Source organism: Paenarthrobacter sp. CM16 (genome assembly GCF_013179505.1).
Taxonomy (GTDB): Bacteria; Actinomycetota; Actinomycetes; order Actinomycetales; family Micrococcaceae; genus Arthrobacter.
The window spans coordinates 1-14451 of record NZ_JABMCX010000115.1 but is presented as its reverse complement, the minus strand read 5'-3'; the positions used below and the strand labels follow the sequence as shown (position 1 = coordinate 14451).

10 protein-coding genes are annotated in these 14451 nt (G+C 64.2%); 5 read left to right on the top strand and 5 right to left on the bottom strand.

The window, feature by feature from the left end; all coding sequences use genetic code 11:
- Nucleotides 1–183: 183 nt before the first annotated feature.
- A complete protein-coding gene (locus HP499_RS11895; RefSeq protein WP_172324266.1) occupies nt 184–1140 on the top strand; it encodes a LysR family transcriptional regulator in 957 nt (318 codons plus the stop codon).
- 19 nt (nt 1141–1159) lie between these two features.
- On the opposite strand, the gene HP499_RS11890 is transcribed toward HP499_RS11895, so the two are convergent.
- Both HP499_RS11890 and HP499_RS11885 read right to left on the bottom strand, forming a co-directional pair.
- Entirely contained in the window at nt 1160–2467 is a 1308-nt protein-coding gene (locus HP499_RS11890) for an MFS transporter (protein ID WP_309138381.1), read from the bottom strand.
- A 92-nt stretch (nt 2468–2559) separates the two neighbouring features.
- Nucleotides 2560–4470 carry an FAD-dependent monooxygenase gene (locus HP499_RS11885; protein WP_172324265.1) on the bottom strand — a complete coding sequence of 637 codons (1911 nt, stop codon included), beginning with the start codon at nt 4468–4470 and terminating at the stop codon, nt 2560–2562.
- A 168-nt stretch (nt 4471–4638) separates the two neighbouring features.
- On the opposite strand from HP499_RS11885, the gene HP499_RS11880 reads away from it, so the two are divergent.
- Entirely contained in the window at nt 4639–5616 is a 978-nt protein-coding gene (locus tag HP499_RS11880) for a 5'-3' exonuclease (protein ID WP_172324264.1), read from the top strand.
- Nucleotides 5617–5772: 156 nt separating this feature from the next.
- The gene (locus HP499_RS11875) at nt 5773–6330 is read left to right on the top strand and encodes a Clp protease N-terminal domain-containing protein (protein ID WP_172324263.1); all 558 of its coding nucleotides are present in this window, start codon (nt 5773–5775) and stop codon (nt 6328–6330) included.
- A gap of 329 nt (nt 6331–6659) precedes the next feature.
- On the opposite strand, the gene HP499_RS11870 is transcribed toward HP499_RS11875, so the two are convergent.
- Both HP499_RS11870 and HP499_RS11865 read right to left on the bottom strand, forming a co-directional pair.
- A complete protein-coding gene (locus HP499_RS11870) occupies nt 6660–8429 on the bottom strand; it encodes an HNH endonuclease signature motif containing protein (RefSeq protein ID WP_172324262.1) in 1770 nt (589 codons plus the stop codon).
- A gap of 68 nt (nt 8430–8497) precedes the next feature.
- Nucleotides 8498–9385 (bottom strand): helix-turn-helix transcriptional regulator, encoded by an 888-nt coding sequence (locus HP499_RS11865; protein ID WP_172324261.1) that lies wholly within the window; start codon nt 9383–9385, stop codon nt 8498–8500.
- A 129-nt stretch (nt 9386–9514) separates the two neighbouring features.
- Between HP499_RS11865 and HP499_RS11860 the strand changes: the two genes are divergently transcribed.
- Together HP499_RS11860 and hrpB are read left to right on the top strand one after the other, a co-directional pair.
- On the top strand, nt 9515–10558 hold the full coding sequence (locus HP499_RS11860) for an NAD(P)-dependent alcohol dehydrogenase (RefSeq protein WP_172324260.1): 1044 nt from the start codon (nt 9515–9517) through the stop codon (nt 10556–10558).
- A 29-nt stretch (nt 10559–10587) separates the two neighbouring features.
- On the top strand, nt 10588–13341 hold the full coding sequence (gene hrpB, locus HP499_RS11855) for an ATP-dependent helicase HrpB (RefSeq protein WP_172324259.1): 2754 nt from the start codon (nt 10588–10590) through the stop codon (nt 13339–13341).
- On the opposite strand, the gene HP499_RS11850 is transcribed toward hrpB, so the two are convergent.
- Nucleotides 13338–14451 (bottom strand): amidohydrolase (locus HP499_RS11850; protein WP_172324258.1); only part of this gene is annotated, 1114 nt, incomplete at its 5' end. The two genes, hrpB and HP499_RS11850, sit on opposite strands and share 4 nt — an antisense overlap.

Genomic DNA, 14451 nt, shown 5'->3' with positions numbered 1-14451 from the left:
CATTGGCCAGTTCCTGACGCCCATTGTCCTGGGGGCAACCGCTGCCGCATTGGGCAACCTGGCTCTCGCCCTCGGTGTGTTGGGCGTCGCTTGCGGCCTGGCGCTGCTGATCGTCCTGGCCCGGGGGCCGCGGTTGGTGCCGGTGGGCCATTGAGGGTGGTCGTGGCTGGATAACCTAGGGGGATGAAGAACCTGGATCTGAACCTGTTGCCCCAACTGCAGGTCCTGCTGGAACTGCGGAACGTTTCCCGGGCGGCTGAACGGCTCCAGCTCAGCCAGCCGGCTACCAGCGCGGCAATGGCCAGGTTGAGGCGGCACTTCGATGACGAACTCCTGGTACGACATGGCCGCACCTACGATCTCACGCCGTTTGCGCAGTCGTTGGTCCCCCTGGTAGACGAGGCCATGCTCCATGTCCAGCGGGCCACGCGCGTCCGTTCGGGTTTCGATGCGACCTCGAGCACGCGGGAGTTCGTTATTGCCGCATCCGACTACGCGGCAGCCCTGATTGTGGGGCCGTTGCGGGGCATCCTGCAGAACGAGGCGCCTGGCGTGCTGGTGGACTTCGTTCCTACCTCGGGCCTTGCGGGAACCTTGGCCGAGTACTCCAGGATGGACCTCTTGGTAGGGCCCACCGGCTACAGGATGCAGGGCGAATCAAAACAGCTGTTCCGGGACAGTTTTGTAGCGGTGGTTGATGCGGGCAACCCACTGCTGCAGCGTTCCACGGTGGCCCTGGCCGACCTGGTGGAAATGCCGCACGCCGTGGGCTATTTCGGAGAGGGTATCAGCACTCCCGCTGACAAGCTTTTTGAGTCCAGGGGCGTTCGACGCCGGGTGGCTGCCACTGTGGCGGGCTTCCTGTCCCTGCCCCTTCTGGTGGAGGGTACCGATTTGGTGGCCTTGGTGCCGCGGATGCTGGCGTCCCGGGCCCGCCGCGGAGCCGATATCGAAGTCCTGGACTTCGATGCAGAGCTTGAAGCTGCATTGGTGGAGGCGATGTACTGGCACCCCTCGCAAACGGAGGACCCCGCCAACGCCTGGCTCCGCTCGGTGGTTCAGCGGGCCTGTTCACAGTTGCATCAGATTTTCCCGGTGACGGCACATCCGGTCACCATTTCTGACCGTCACGGCAATTGACCGGTCCCGGTCTTCTTGCTCACGGGAGGGTTCCTTGTTCCGTTTCAGTCCCGGCTGTGCTGCCCCGATCGGCCGGAGCCTTCTGCTTCCGGCTGGCCAGCAGGAAGGGCACGGCAACAACTTCGATCACACCTGCCACGGCCAAGGATGCAGGGTAGCCGTAGAGGTCGGCTCCCCGGCCGAGGAGGGGCTGGATCACCACACCGCCGCTTGAACCCATGAGGGAATCGAAGCTCAGGACCGTGGCCCGCTGCTTGGATGGAATCATGTCATTGATATAGGCCTGCCGTACCGGCACGGCAGCAGAACCCACCACTCCCCAAAGCGCCAGCAGCGCCAATGCCGCCCAAAAGTTGCTGGTAAACCCGAGGATCAGCAGGATAGCGGCACCTGCCAGCGCACCGAAGACCAGCACAGACGTGCGTCTGTGGAAGAGGCGCCGAGCGTGGGGAGCCAACCATCCGCCCAGGATCTGTGAGCCTGCCACGATCGCTGCGGCCAGCCCGGCAATGGAGTAGGCGCGGGGGTCGCCAAAGAGGTTGAGGAGGTACGGCTGCAGTGCGTAGAAAACATAGATTCCGACGCCGGCACTGAAGGGGGCTGCCAACATCACGTAGCGAACGGGCGGATTCTTCACACCGTTCTCGATGGACGCTGTCAGCACGGCACGGATTGCACGGAGCGGGTGCGTGGAGCGTTCAGGCGTGAATCCGACGTCGTGCATTAAGGCAAAGGCCACAGCGAACATGGCAGCCAATACACCTACCCGGAGGAGAAACGGCACTCCCAGACTTGTCGCTTGGGCAATGACGCCGCCGGCTACGGAACCTGCCAACATGGCGACACCCTGAACCATCTGGCCGCGGCCCAAAACGGATTCCAGCCCGCCGTCGTAACCGGAATATCTTAGGGCGTCAACGAGCCAGGCTTCTACGGCGCCGGAAAAGAAGGTGAACCCCAAGCCCAGCAGCACCGACACCACAGCCCACATCCAGAACGGGGCCGAGACCTGCCACAGCACAAAGTACAGGTAGGTCGATACCGCCAAGGTGATCGTGCCCAGCAGGAAAGAAACCCTCCGGCCCCATCCGTCAGCTATGACGCCGGTGGGGATCTCAAACAACACCATCCCTGCCGTGAAGAATGCGTTGGCGGCAAATGCCTCCAGGTTGCTTAAACCGGCATCCAGCAGGAAAAGCGTATTGATGCCCCAGATGAAGGATGCTGCAATGGTGTTCCCCAGCGTCAGCGTGAGATAGACCCGCTGAATCTTCCTTGCGGCGGAGTTCAGCGTGTCACCGCCCGGGTTGGTGCGAGGAGGGACCACACCTCATTGTCTTCCTCGTCACCCGGTTTTGACAGGGTGGTTAGGTCAGAATGACCTAACCACCCTGTAACCCTTGGTCCGCCGCGTGGTCCCTATGCCCGGAGCAGCCCGGCTCCCGGGTGGGAAGCCAGCAGCGGGGCAAAGAAGGCGCCGAGTTCCGCCGTCGCGGTCAGGGGCAGGACGTTGGCGACGTATTGGTCCGGCCTGACCACCACAACCACCCCTTCGCGGCTCAGCCCGCGCATCTCGAAGATATCCGCGTTGGGGTCTGCGCCGAAGACTTTCTCGAGGTAGGTCAGTTTGAACGGCCCGACAGTGGGCTTGAAGGCCGAAGGTACAGCGTTGATGTCCACGTTGGTGTGGTCTTGCTGGTAGATCACCTTGACGTCGAACCAGGCGTCGCGGTCAAAGTTCGACGGCGTTGCCGCCAACGGCGAGTCCGGCGAGTTCGCGATCCACTCGGCAAAGTCCGCGACCGGTCCCGGAGCGCCCGCCTGCGCGGAATCGGCGAATACGTAAATGCGCCAACGCCCGTCCGCTTTCGCATGATGGCCCAGGTGCATGGGATTGGTGTCGCAGACCCGCAGGACTGGCGCTGATTTGAAACGCTTGCCCACCGGGAAACCGGCGGCGAGCTCCTGGTGCTGTGCCTCCGCTACCAGCATGGAAGGGGCGTACTGGGTCATGAAGCCGGCAGGAAATTCGGCGGTAGTGGTGTAGAAGGTTTCCAGTTCTGCCGGGTCCTCGAACTCTTCAGGTTTCTTGGCCATCAGCGTGGACCACTGCTTGTCGAAGTCTATGAGGTTCTTGGCCACCACTTGCCGCTCAGCCGAGTAGGTATCCAGCAGGCTTTCGGGGCTGCGGCCTTCGAGGACGTGACCAAGCTTCCAGCCGATGTTGAAGCCGTCCTGCATGGAAACGTTCATTCCTTGGCCGGCCTTCGCGCTGTGCGTGTGGCATGCGTCGCCGGTGATGAACACCCTGGGCGTGCGGGTACCGCGGTCCTCCGGCAGAACGTCGTCGAACCTGTCCGTGAGCCGATGGCCTACTTCATAGACGCTGTGCCATGCGACGTTGCGTACGTCCAAGGTGTAAGGGTGAAGAATGTCGTTGGCCTTTTGAATGATCTGCTCGATGGTGGTTTTCCGCACGGCGCCCTTGTCATTGGGGTTGACTTCGCCCAGGTCCACGTACATGCGGAACAGGTGACCGCCCTCGCGCGGGATCAAGAGGATGCTGCCACCTGCGCCGGACTGAATGGCGCATTTTGTGCGGATGTCCGGGAAGTCGGTGACGGCGAGAACGTCCATGACACCCCAGGCGTGGTTGGCCTGATCGCCGGCCAAGTGGCAGCCGATGGACTCACGAACCTTACTCCGCGCACCATCGGCCCCCACGACGTACTTGGCGCGAATGATCCGCTCCTGGCCTTCGTTGGATCCTGAGGTGTGGAGCAGGGCGACGGTCACCGGGTAATCGCCCTCGCCGGTGACGTTGAGGCCTTGGAATTCGTAGCCATAGTCAGGGGTCATGCGCGTGGGGGAGCTGGCCATGAACTCCGCGAAATAGTCCAGCACGCGTGCTTGGTTCACGATCAGGTGCGGGAATTCGCTGATGCCGGCGGGGTCATCCACTGCCCGGGCCGCCCGGACAATACGTGAATGGTCTGCGGGGTCCGGCTTCCAGAAAGCCATCTCCGTGATGCGGTAGGCCTCCGCGATGATCCGCTCGGCAAATCCGAACGCCTGGAAAGTCTCGACGCTGCGCGCCTGGATGCCGTCAGCCTGACCGATAGCCAGACGACCCGGGCGACGCTCAACTATGCGTGTGGTGACGTCTGGGAACTGGGACAGTTGGGCGGCCGTCAGCATGCCGGCAGGGCCGGTACCCACAATGAGGACATCAACTTCGTCCGGAAGTTCTGCTGGGCGATTGATTCCGACGCCGGCCGCGGGCTCGACCCGTGGGTCGCCGGATACGTAACCGTGGTGGTGGAACTGCACGGGCTTTCCTCACTTCTTTGTGGGTTACTGCACTGAGGGTGTGCGATAATAGAACACACTGTTCTATTATCGCTCAGATCATCGTAATCCGGCTCACACTCGTGTTCAAGTCCCTGACGCCTTCCGAGCCGGAAATCCTGTGTAGTTTCCCGCAGATCGGGCTACGGCATGTCAGGATCAGGTATGCCCCGATTGATGCTGCTGGACACCGCCTCGCTGTACTTCCGAGCCTTCTACGGTGTTCCCGATTCCATTCGCCGATCCGACGGAACACCTGTGAATGCGGTGCGGGGATTGATGGACATGATCGCCCGCCTCACTACCGACTACGAAGCCACACATCTGGTGGCGTGCTGGGACAACGATTGGCGCCCGCAATGGCGCGTGGACCTGATCCCCGGCTATAAGTCACACAGGGTTGCGGAGACCGTTTCGAATGGCCCGGACGTTGAGGTTGTCCCGGACCCTCTTGAAGCTCAAATTCCCATGATCCGGCGCGTATTGGACCTTGCCGGAATTGCTGTGGTGGGCGTTGACGAGCATGAGGCCGATGACGTTATCGGAACCTATGCGAGCCAAGCGAGCTTCCCAACGGACGTGGTGACCGGTGACCGCGATCTTTTCCAGCTCGTCGACGACGACCGCGGCGTCCGCGTCATATATACGGCCCGCGGCATGAAGAATCTGGAGGTACTCACCGACGTCGTAGTGGTGGGCAAGTACCGTGTCCTGCCTCAGCAATATGCAGACTTCGCCACGCTCCGGGGCGATGCTTCGGATGGACTCCCCGGCGTCGCCGGCATTGGAGAGAAAACGGCGGCGTCATTGCTCGGCGCCCACGGATCATTGGAAGGACTGCTTGAGGCGGCGGACGCTCCCGACGGCGGGTTGTCGGCCGGCATCCGGGCCAAGCTGTCCGCGGCGGCCGACTACCTCAAGGTAGCCCCCGCCGTCGTCAATGTCGTGCGCGACCTGGAGGTGCCCACACTGGAGGAAGCGGGTGCCAAACTGCGCCCCGTTACCGGCGACGCACGCGCTGAACTTGAGCAACTGGCCACTGACTGGAATTTGGGAGGATCGGTCAAGAGGCTGCTTGAGGCGTTGGACCACATTCCTGAGGTTCTGTCCGCTGATGAGGCCCGCTGAGGACGTCCCTCACAGGTTCCGGTTCGCTTTCACAGCCGAATGACAGGTTCGCAACAGCCCGGGCTGTGGTGGGTCTCGCATGGTGTTGGAAGGGCGGTCTTTCACGGACCGTTCCTCAGACACCAGCCGTAGCAACGGCTCATTGAGGAGAGGCATATGTCGAAGTTCAAGAGAATCACCCTGGGTGTGGCAGCCGGAGCACTGGCGCTGGGCGCAGGACTGGGAGTAACCAGCATCGCGACGGCGGCCACCACACCGTCGCCGAGCGCTACGTCCTCCGCAGATGCCACCACGCCTTCAGAACGCGGCGGAAAGCCCGGAGGGCACGGCCATGGACGGGACGGGGGTCAGATCGCCGCCCGGTTGGCCGACAAACTGGGCGTTGAGGAGGCAAAAGTCACTGAGGCTTTGAAAGCGTTCCGCGAGGCGAACAAACCCAGCACGCCGCCCGCCGAAGGAGCCGAAGGAACCAAGCCGGACCGTACGGAACAGGACGCAGCCCTGGCTTCGTCGCTCGCCGAAGCGTTGGGCGTGGACGAGGCCAAGGTCACTGCGGCTTTGGAGGAGATTCGCGCCGATGCCACGGCGGAGCGGTCGGCCGCGCTGAAGACCAGACTGGATAAGGCCGTCACTGACGGAAAACTCACCCAGCCTGAAGCTGATGCTGTTGCCAAGGCTGTTGAAGCAGGGGTCATAGGAGGAGGCGGCCGCTAGGGGCACCCCTCATCACCTGCCAAAGAGGGATCCTCCGGCTACAACCGGGGGATCCCTTTTTCGGAAACGGATTGGCAGCGAATCGTTGTTTTGCACGAGGCCTGGCAAACGGTGCGCTGAAAGCCTCATACCTGGTTCCAACGGTACGAAATCAGCTCTTGGCCCGCATTGGTCGTCTCGTGGAGGCAAGTGCGTGCCGAACGCTCCGCCTTGGAGCGAAAAACCGCGGGGCTGGCGGACAGAGCCGGCCGAGATCCCGGCACGAGGCAGGTGCGTGTGCGCCTGTAGCGACGGATCTGTACGGCCGCGCCCTCATTCCACCCCGCCCTTTATGTTCTGTGGGGTGTGTGGTGGTGGTTGCGTCGGGGTGTTTGTTGGGGGTCGATGTGGGGTGGGGGGATGAACCATGGGACGCCGGTTGTCATGTCGATGCGCCATTGTTCTTTGTGGATGAGGTGGTGGTGGTGGCTGCAGAGCAGGGTGCCGTTGTCTGTCGAAGTGGTGCCGCCGTGGGACCAGTAGGTGGTGTGGTGGGCTTCGCACCAGGGTGCGGGCATGGTGCAGTCGGGGAAGGCGCAGCCGCCGTCGCGGGCGGTGATGGCTTTGCGGATGTGGGGTGGGAAGATCCGGGTGGTGCGGCCGATGTCCAGGACGCGGGAGTCGCTGCCGAGCAGGACGGGGGTGATGTCGGCGTCGCAGGCTATTTTGCGGATGGTGTTGGGGTGGATCGGGCCAAGGAATGTAGCGGTGCCGGTGCCTGTCCTGGCGTCATTGCCGGGCGGGTTGTGTTGGGTGAGTTGATCGAAGAGTTCGTTGTAGTCGATGGTGACGGTGAGTTGGGGTCGGAGTCCGCCGTTGGAGGGTAGTTCCGCGGTGGTCATGGCGAGGCTGCAGGCACCGGTGAGGCCGTCCAGGAGTTTCTGGGCCCGGGAGCGCCGGTCAAGGTCAGGGCCGCCGCCGGCATCAGCGCCCGTGACAGTGCCGAAGCCCGTGGTGGTCAGGCGTGGGTTGGCCGCGGTGTTCATGGTGGTGGTGAGGGTTTCGTATTGTTCGGCGGTGGCGAAGATTTCGATGTGGTGCAGGCCGTAGCGGCGTCGGCGGCGCAGGAACGCGCCTTGGTGTTGGCGGAGGACTTCCTCGGAGGGTTCGGGTCCGTCCTGGTCGATGGATTCGGTCCAGCGTTTGGCCATGGTGGTGACGAAGTCCGGGTCGGACTCGACCGCGGTTTTGGTCAGGGCGTGTTCCATCCGGGTGATGGTGGCGTCGTCGGTGAGGTTCCGGACTTTGTCCAGGGCACTGCTGATGATCGACGCTGAGCGGGCGGGCAGTTCTCCGGAGGCCAGGGCTTCGGCCAGGATCACGCGGCGGGCAGGGATGTCCTGGCCAATCATGCCGGGTTGGGGGAGGACGTCCGGGGCGAGGGCGAGCCTGCGCCGGGCTTCGCCGATACCGATCCGCAACCGCGCCCGCAGGAACTGTGCCGCGTCCCGGTACCCATCATCCACAACACTGGCCCTGGACCCGGCTGCCGGCGCCTCAGAACCCCCGCCGGAACCAGAACCCCCGCCGGAACCAGAGCCCACGCTAGTACCGGAACCCACGTCAGTTTCCGGCACCGGCTCAACCCAGCCCGTCCGCCACTCCGACGCAGCGTCCGAGGACCCCGGACTGGCCTGTAGCGCCTCCGTCCGGGCCCGTTCCACCGCCTGCGCCGCAACAACCTGCAGATACTCCAGTACCCGCGCAACATCCTCGACCTTGCCAGCGAAATCAGCGGCTTCCTCGAATCCAAACAGCCGGGCCTTCTCTGTGACGGATTCACGGAGGGAAGCCAACGCAGCGGCAGCCTGAGCCAACGGTTCGCCCACGGGATTCATGGCGACGTCGGAGCTGGACCGCGCCGACAAAGCCTCCCCCTTGAGATCGCGGAGCAGCCCTACAGTAGTGGCGCTACCAGCGGGTGTGTCCGTCGTCGTCGTGCGCTTGAAGGCCGGGCCCCGGGCAGGCCCGTTGGAGGACCTCGGGGGAACCGGACGCAGCAGAGCAGAAGCGCGGGGTGAACCTGCCCGCCTTGCTACGATCTCCCCGATGACTCCCATATCTCAACACTGTCATGGGGGTGCGACATTATTAGTCCTCCGTCGTGACCCTGCTGCGTCACCGCGTACTACCGGGGACGACGTAGGGGCTCGGTTTCACCGGACACGTTGGGGGTCGCGGCCCAGCTGGCGAGCAATTGAAGAGCGTCGGCCGTGCCCGTGCCGGGTTCGGCGTTATAGACCGTCAAGGTCAAGCCCGCATCGGCGGACAGTTCAAGGGCTTCATACAACAAGTTCAGGTCGCCCACTACCCTGTGCCGGAAGTGTTTCTTCCCGGTGTAGTGCTGGCGGACGTTGTGGGAGGCCCATCGGACCCGGAATTCTTCACTTCGGGTGGACAACTCACCCACGAGGTCGCTAAGGCCCCGATCATAGGGGTCGCGTCCGGCCTCGGTCCGCATGATGGCAACGGTGTCGTTGGCGGCCCGCTCCCAGTCGGCGTAGAAATCGTGGCTGCGAGGATCGAGGAAGAGGAAACGGGCGTGGTTGGGCGGTCCGGCAGGACTGTCGTAGATATCCGAGTACAGCGCCCGGCCCAAGGCATTGGTGGCAAGGAGGTCGAGCCTGCCGTTGCGAATAAAAGCCGGTGAGCCTGTGATCGCGTCCAGGGTCAGTTGTACGCCGGGCCGGATTGATTGCTTCCGGACAGGCCGACGCCGGGACTTGCCGCCGTCGCTTGCAGCGCGGGCGAGATCGTACAGGTGCGCACGTTCGGCATCGTCAAGCTGCAGCGCGTTGGCCAGCGATTCCAGCACACTCTCCGAGACGCCGGACAGGTTCCCGCGTTCCAGCCGTGTGTAGTACTCAACACTCACTCCCGCCAGCATGGCCACCTCGCCGCGCCTAAGCCCCGGGACCCGACGGTTGCCGCCGTACGCGGCCAATCCCGCCTGCTCGGGGGTGATCTTCGCCCTCCGGGTGGAAAGGAAATCGCGCGTCTCGGTCCGGTTGTCCATGCTTCAACGGTAGGACCTTTGCCCCGCTAAGGGAGTCCCTGTCAGTACCCCTTACAGCAGTAACTCCTTGCGTCAACGGAAACAGGGTTAGATGGAAATATCCAATAACGTTCACGACGCAGGAGAAACATGCCTACCGCTAACGCTTACGCTGCCCCCTCGGCCACAGGCGACCTGACCCTGACTACCATCGAACGCCGTGAGGTCGGTCCGAACGACGTCAACATCGACATCAAGTTTGCCGGCATCTGCCACTCTGACATCCATACCGTTCGCGGTGACTGGGGCCCGCAGCAGTACCCCCTGGCCCCGGGCCATGAAATTGCCGGCATCGTTACCGAGGTTGGCTCGGAGGTCACCAAGCACAAAGTGGGCGACCGCGTCGGCGTCGGCTGCATGGTGAACTCCTGCAAGGAGTGCAGGAACTGCCTTGCAGGCGAAGAACAGTACTGCCTCAAGGGAAACGTGGGCACCTACGGTGCTGTTGATCGTGACGGCACCATCACCCAGGGCGGTTACTCAAGCCATGTGGTGGTGAACGAGGACTTCGTCGTCACCATTCCCGAAGGGCTGGAACTTGACGTTGCTGCTCCTCTGCTGTGCGCAGGCATCACCACCTACTCGCCCCTGCACCACTGGGGTGCCGGCCCCGGCAAGAAGGTTGCCGTCGTCGGGCTTGGCGGACTTGGCCACATGGCCGTCAAGATCGCCCACGCCATGGGCGCTGAGGTGACGGTTCTTTCACAGTCGCTGAAGAAGATGGAGGACGGTCTCAAGCTGGGCGCGGACCACTATTACGCCACCAGCGATCCCGCCACGTTCGAAGAGCTCGGCGGCAGTTTCGATCTCATCATCAACACGGTCAGTGCGTCGATCGACATCAGCGCATACCTCCAGTTGCTGACGCTCGACGGCAGCCTGGTCAATGTCGGTGCCCCGGCCGAACCACTGCCGGTGAACGTGTTCTCGCTGATCACGGGCCGCCGCCGCTTCGCGGGCTCAGCCATCGGCGGCATCCGTGAAACCCAGGAAATGTTGAACTTCTGCGCCGAACACGGCCTTGGCGCAGAGATCGAGGTCATCCCGGCCAGCAAGATCAACGAGGCGTACGAGCGCGTTCTCGCCTCCGACGTCCGCTACCGCTTCGTCATCGACGCTTCGACCATCGGCTAGGAAAAGGCGCCACCGGACGCCGCAGTACGATGGAAAGGCCACGCCCGTGTCACTACGGCGTGGCCTTTCCTGTCCCATCCAACAGGGACAATGGACTGGTGACATTCAGACTGGACACCATCGGCAAGGGCCTGGTCTTTGCTTATTCGCTCGCGGACCTGACGGCGGCTCTTGAACGGCAGGGCGACGGCGGCGTGGCAGTGGTGCAGGCCCCGCCCGGCACAGGAAAGACCACCCTCGTGCCCCCGCTGGTGGCGAATTTGCTGTCACAGCGGCACGTCGGTACTGACACGCACCTGCCTGGTCCCCGGAAGACCCAGCCACGCATAGTGGTTACCCAGCCCCGGCGAGTTGCGGCGCGATCTGCGGCACGCCGCCTGGCCACGCTGGACGGCAGCCGCTTGGGCGGCAGGGTGGGTTACACCGTCCGCGGGGAAAGCAAAACCAGCCAGGACACGGTGGTCGAGTTCGTGACGCCGGGGATCCTTCTCCGACGCCTCCTCTCGGACGCCGGACTTGAGGGCGTCCACGCCGTGGTCCTGGATGAGGTTCACGAGCGCGGACTCGATACCGATCTGCTGGTGGGCATGCTCGCCGAGGTCAGGGAGCTTCGTGGCGACCTCACTCTGATCGCGATGTCGGCAACCCTTGATGCAGCGCGTTTTGCAGCTTTACTGGAGCAGAACGGGCCAGCGCCCGACGACGACGGGCCGGCTCCCGTGGTCGACTGCGCCTCCGCGCTTTACCCGCTGGAAGTTCGGTGGGCTCCGGCCCGGGAGCGCCGTCTTAACGATCGGGGAGTGGCGCGCGCCTTCCTGGATCATGTGGCCCAAACGGCTGCAACCGCACATGCTTCTGCCTTGGCAGCCAACCCTGAGGTGGATGCGCTGGTTTTCCTGCCGGGTGCCCGCGAAGTGTCCGACGTCGCCGCCCGCCTACGCCTCCACGTTCCCGGGAACGTGGAGGTCCTGGAGCTGCACGGCCGAATCGGCGCGGACGCCCAGGACCGGGCGGTATCCGGCAGGGACCCGGGTGGTCCACCGCGGATCATTGTCTCGACGTCCCTGGCTGAGTCATCCCTGACTGTTCCAGGTGTGCGGCTGGTGGTTGATTCCGGACTGTCCAGGGAACCACGCAGGGACTCGGGGCGTGGCATGTCCGGCCTGGTGACCGTCTCCTGCTCGCGGGCATCGGCGGATCAACGCGCCGGCCGAGCTGCCCGGCAAGGACCAGGCACAGTGGTGCGCTGCTACGACGCCCAGGATTTCGCAGCTTCACCGGCACATCAAACTCCGGAAATCTCCGTAGCCGACCTCACCGGAGCCGCGTTGGTCCTCGCCTGCTGGGGCGCACCGGGAGGAACAGGCTTGCGGCTGCCCGATGCCCCGCCTGCCAGCGCCATGTCAGATGCCGTGGAGGTCCTCCGCGAGCTAGGCGCCATTGCGGCCGACGGGACGGTGACGATGCTCGGCAGGACCCTGGCCCGGATTCCTGCCGATCCGCGCCTTGCCCGCGCCTTGCTGGACGGCTCGGCTGTGGTGGGCTCACGGGCAGCTGCAGAAACGGTGGCCCTTGTAGCTGGAGACCAACGCACCCCTGGCGCGGACCTGACTACACTCCTTAGCTCATTGAGGTCGGGTTCGGACCCGGCTGCCCGCCGTTTCGGCGAAGAGGCCAAGCGGATGGAGTCGATGGCACGGCAGGAAGCGGCCGTCGTCGTGCCTTCCGGGCTTCGCGCGGAAGTCTCAGCCCGCGAAGCGCCTGGCTTTGTGGTGGCGCTGGCTTTCCCGGATCGCGTGGCCCGGCGCGTTCCCGGCGATGGATCCACCACCTACTTATTGTCCTCCGGGACCCGGGCCGGGCTGCCAGCGGGAAGTCCGCTGACTGGGCACCAGTGGCTGGCAGTGGCCGAAGTCTCCCGCGCCCAGGGCCGTGACGCCGCAGGAACCGGCGCTGTCATCCGCTTGGCAGCCCCCTTGACCCAGGAGCTGGCAGAAGCGGCAGCACCGGGTCTGAAGCTTGAAGCCGTGTCGGCGAAGTTTGACCACGGGAAAGTGACCGCACGGCTTGAACGCCGGTTAGGGGCTATTGTCTTGTCCTCCACGCCGATCCGCCCCAGCGCCGAAGCCGGTCGCCGGGCGGTGGGGGAGGCCTTGGCTAAAACCGGGTTGGGCATGATCGGCTGGTCATCCGCGGCTGATGCTCTAAGACGGCGGCTGGCACTGCTGCACCGCGAACTGGGTGCACCGTGGCCGGACGTCAGGGAAGCTAAACTTCTGGCCCGGCTGGAGGACTGGCTGGCCCCGGAGCTGGAACAGCTGGCAGGCGGGGGTTCGGTCATGTCGATCAACCTCGCGGATCCCTTACGGAGGCTCCTGCCCTGGCCGGAGGCCACCCGCCTGGACATCCTGGTTCCCGAGCGCCTGGAGGTTCCCAGCGGTTCGCGTGTCCGGATCGACTATCCCGAGGTTACGGACGGCGGGGCGGAAAAGCACGACGCCGGCAGGCCGGTGGTGGCGGTCAAACTCCAGGAATGCTTCGGCTGGGACAGCACGCCGCGGCTCGTCGATGGCCGGGTCCCGGTGCTGTTCCACCTGTTGTCGCCAGCCGGAAGGCCCTTGGCCGTTACCGATGATCTCGCCTCATTTTGGTCCGGTCCCTACTCCCAGGTCCGGGCCGAGATGCGTGGGCGATACCCCAAGCACCCCTGGCCCGAAGACCCGTGGACGGCCCCGCCAACTGCCAGGACCAAGAACAAGATGACCTCTGGGCCTTCCCGCTAGGAGAGTCGCTCCAGCATGAACTGGACTTCGCCGTCAACGAACGTTCCCAGGACAGTACTGGCAGCTAACTCGTCGGGGTCGGTGGTCAGTGGATCCAGTTCGAACGCGGTGAAGTCTGCCCTTTTGCCCACCGTGATGGAACCCGACACGTCCCACAGCCCGGCAGCCTTTGCGGCATGCGAGGTGTAGCCCTCCAGTGCCTGGAGGGCGGTGAGTCCCTGGGCCGGAGCGATTGGCTCTTGCTCCGGATGGCCGGATCGCCGTCGCAATTGAGCGTCGGCAATGATGGGAAGCGGCTCAAATGGGGCAATGGGCCAGTCCGAGCCGATGCCCAACGTCACACCGGCGTCGCGAAGGTCCCTGCAGCGCCATGCGCGGTGTGCACGCTCGGTGCCAAGACGGGTGGACCAGTTGTCGCTGTGGTCCGCCGCTGAGTAGTGGGTGCAGTGCGTGGGCTGCATGCTGGCCACCACGCCCGCACTCCGAAACCGTGCCACGAGCGTGTCCGGAACCGTCTCGATGTGTTCAATGCGGTGGACAGTGCGGCGAAGGACATCCGCCGGCACAGTACCGTGCAAGGATTCCAGTGCGTTCAACACATGTTCCACTCCCGCATCCCCGATCGCGTGCGTGGCCGTAGGGATGCCGCGTGCGGCGAAGTAACGGACTGCGGCTGAGTATTCCTCGGGCCGGGGCCAGAACGGCGCAGTTGATTCGCCGTAGGTGTCTGGTTCATGAAGCCACGCGGTTCCGTTATCCACTGTTCCATCCACGAACAGCTTGATGGCCTCGACGGACCACCGCCGGCCCCCGGTTCCCACGGCGCGGGCAAGTTCCTTCCAGTCGGACTCATTGGTGCCCGGCATGCACCACGGGGCACTGCGCAGGCGCAGCGGCAGGCCGCCGTCCTTCTCCAGGGCCTGCATAAGGCGGGCCGATTCCTCGCTGTGATCCATGATGTGTCCGCCGGTCAGTCCTGATCGGGCGAAGTCCTGCAGGAGTGCGGCGAGCCTGGCTTTGCGCTCGGCAAAAGGTTCCAACGGGATGTGCCGTTGGATCAGTTCCATGGCGGCTGCTTCGAGGAGGAGGCCGGTGGGAACGCCGTCGGCA

Bases quoted from the DNA above. Each gene is read 5' to 3' on its own strand.
- hrpB (WP_172324259.1), top strand. From the start codon at position 10,588: ATGGAAAGGCCACGCCCGTGTCACTACGGCGTGGCCTTTCCTGTCCCA.
- HP499_RS11870 (WP_172324262.1), bottom strand. From the start codon at position 8,429: ATGGGAGTCATCGGGGAGATCGTAGCAAGGCGGGCAGGTTCACCCCGC.
- HP499_RS11875 (WP_172324263.1), top strand. From the start codon at position 5,773: ATGTCGAAGTTCAAGAGAATCACCCTGGGTGTGGCAGCCGGAGCACTG.
- HP499_RS11865 (WP_172324261.1), bottom strand. From the start codon at position 9,385: ATGGACAACCGGACCGAGACGCGCGATTTCCTTTCCACCCGGAGGGCG.
- HP499_RS11880 (WP_172324264.1), top strand. From the start codon at position 4,639: ATGTCAGGATCAGGTATGCCCCGATTGATGCTGCTGGACACCGCCTCG.
- HP499_RS11895 (WP_172324266.1), top strand. From the start codon at position 184: ATGAAGAACCTGGATCTGAACCTGTTGCCCCAACTGCAGGTCCTGCTG.
- HP499_RS11860 (WP_172324260.1), top strand. From the start codon at position 9,515: ATGCCTACCGCTAACGCTTACGCTGCCCCCTCGGCCACAGGCGACCTG.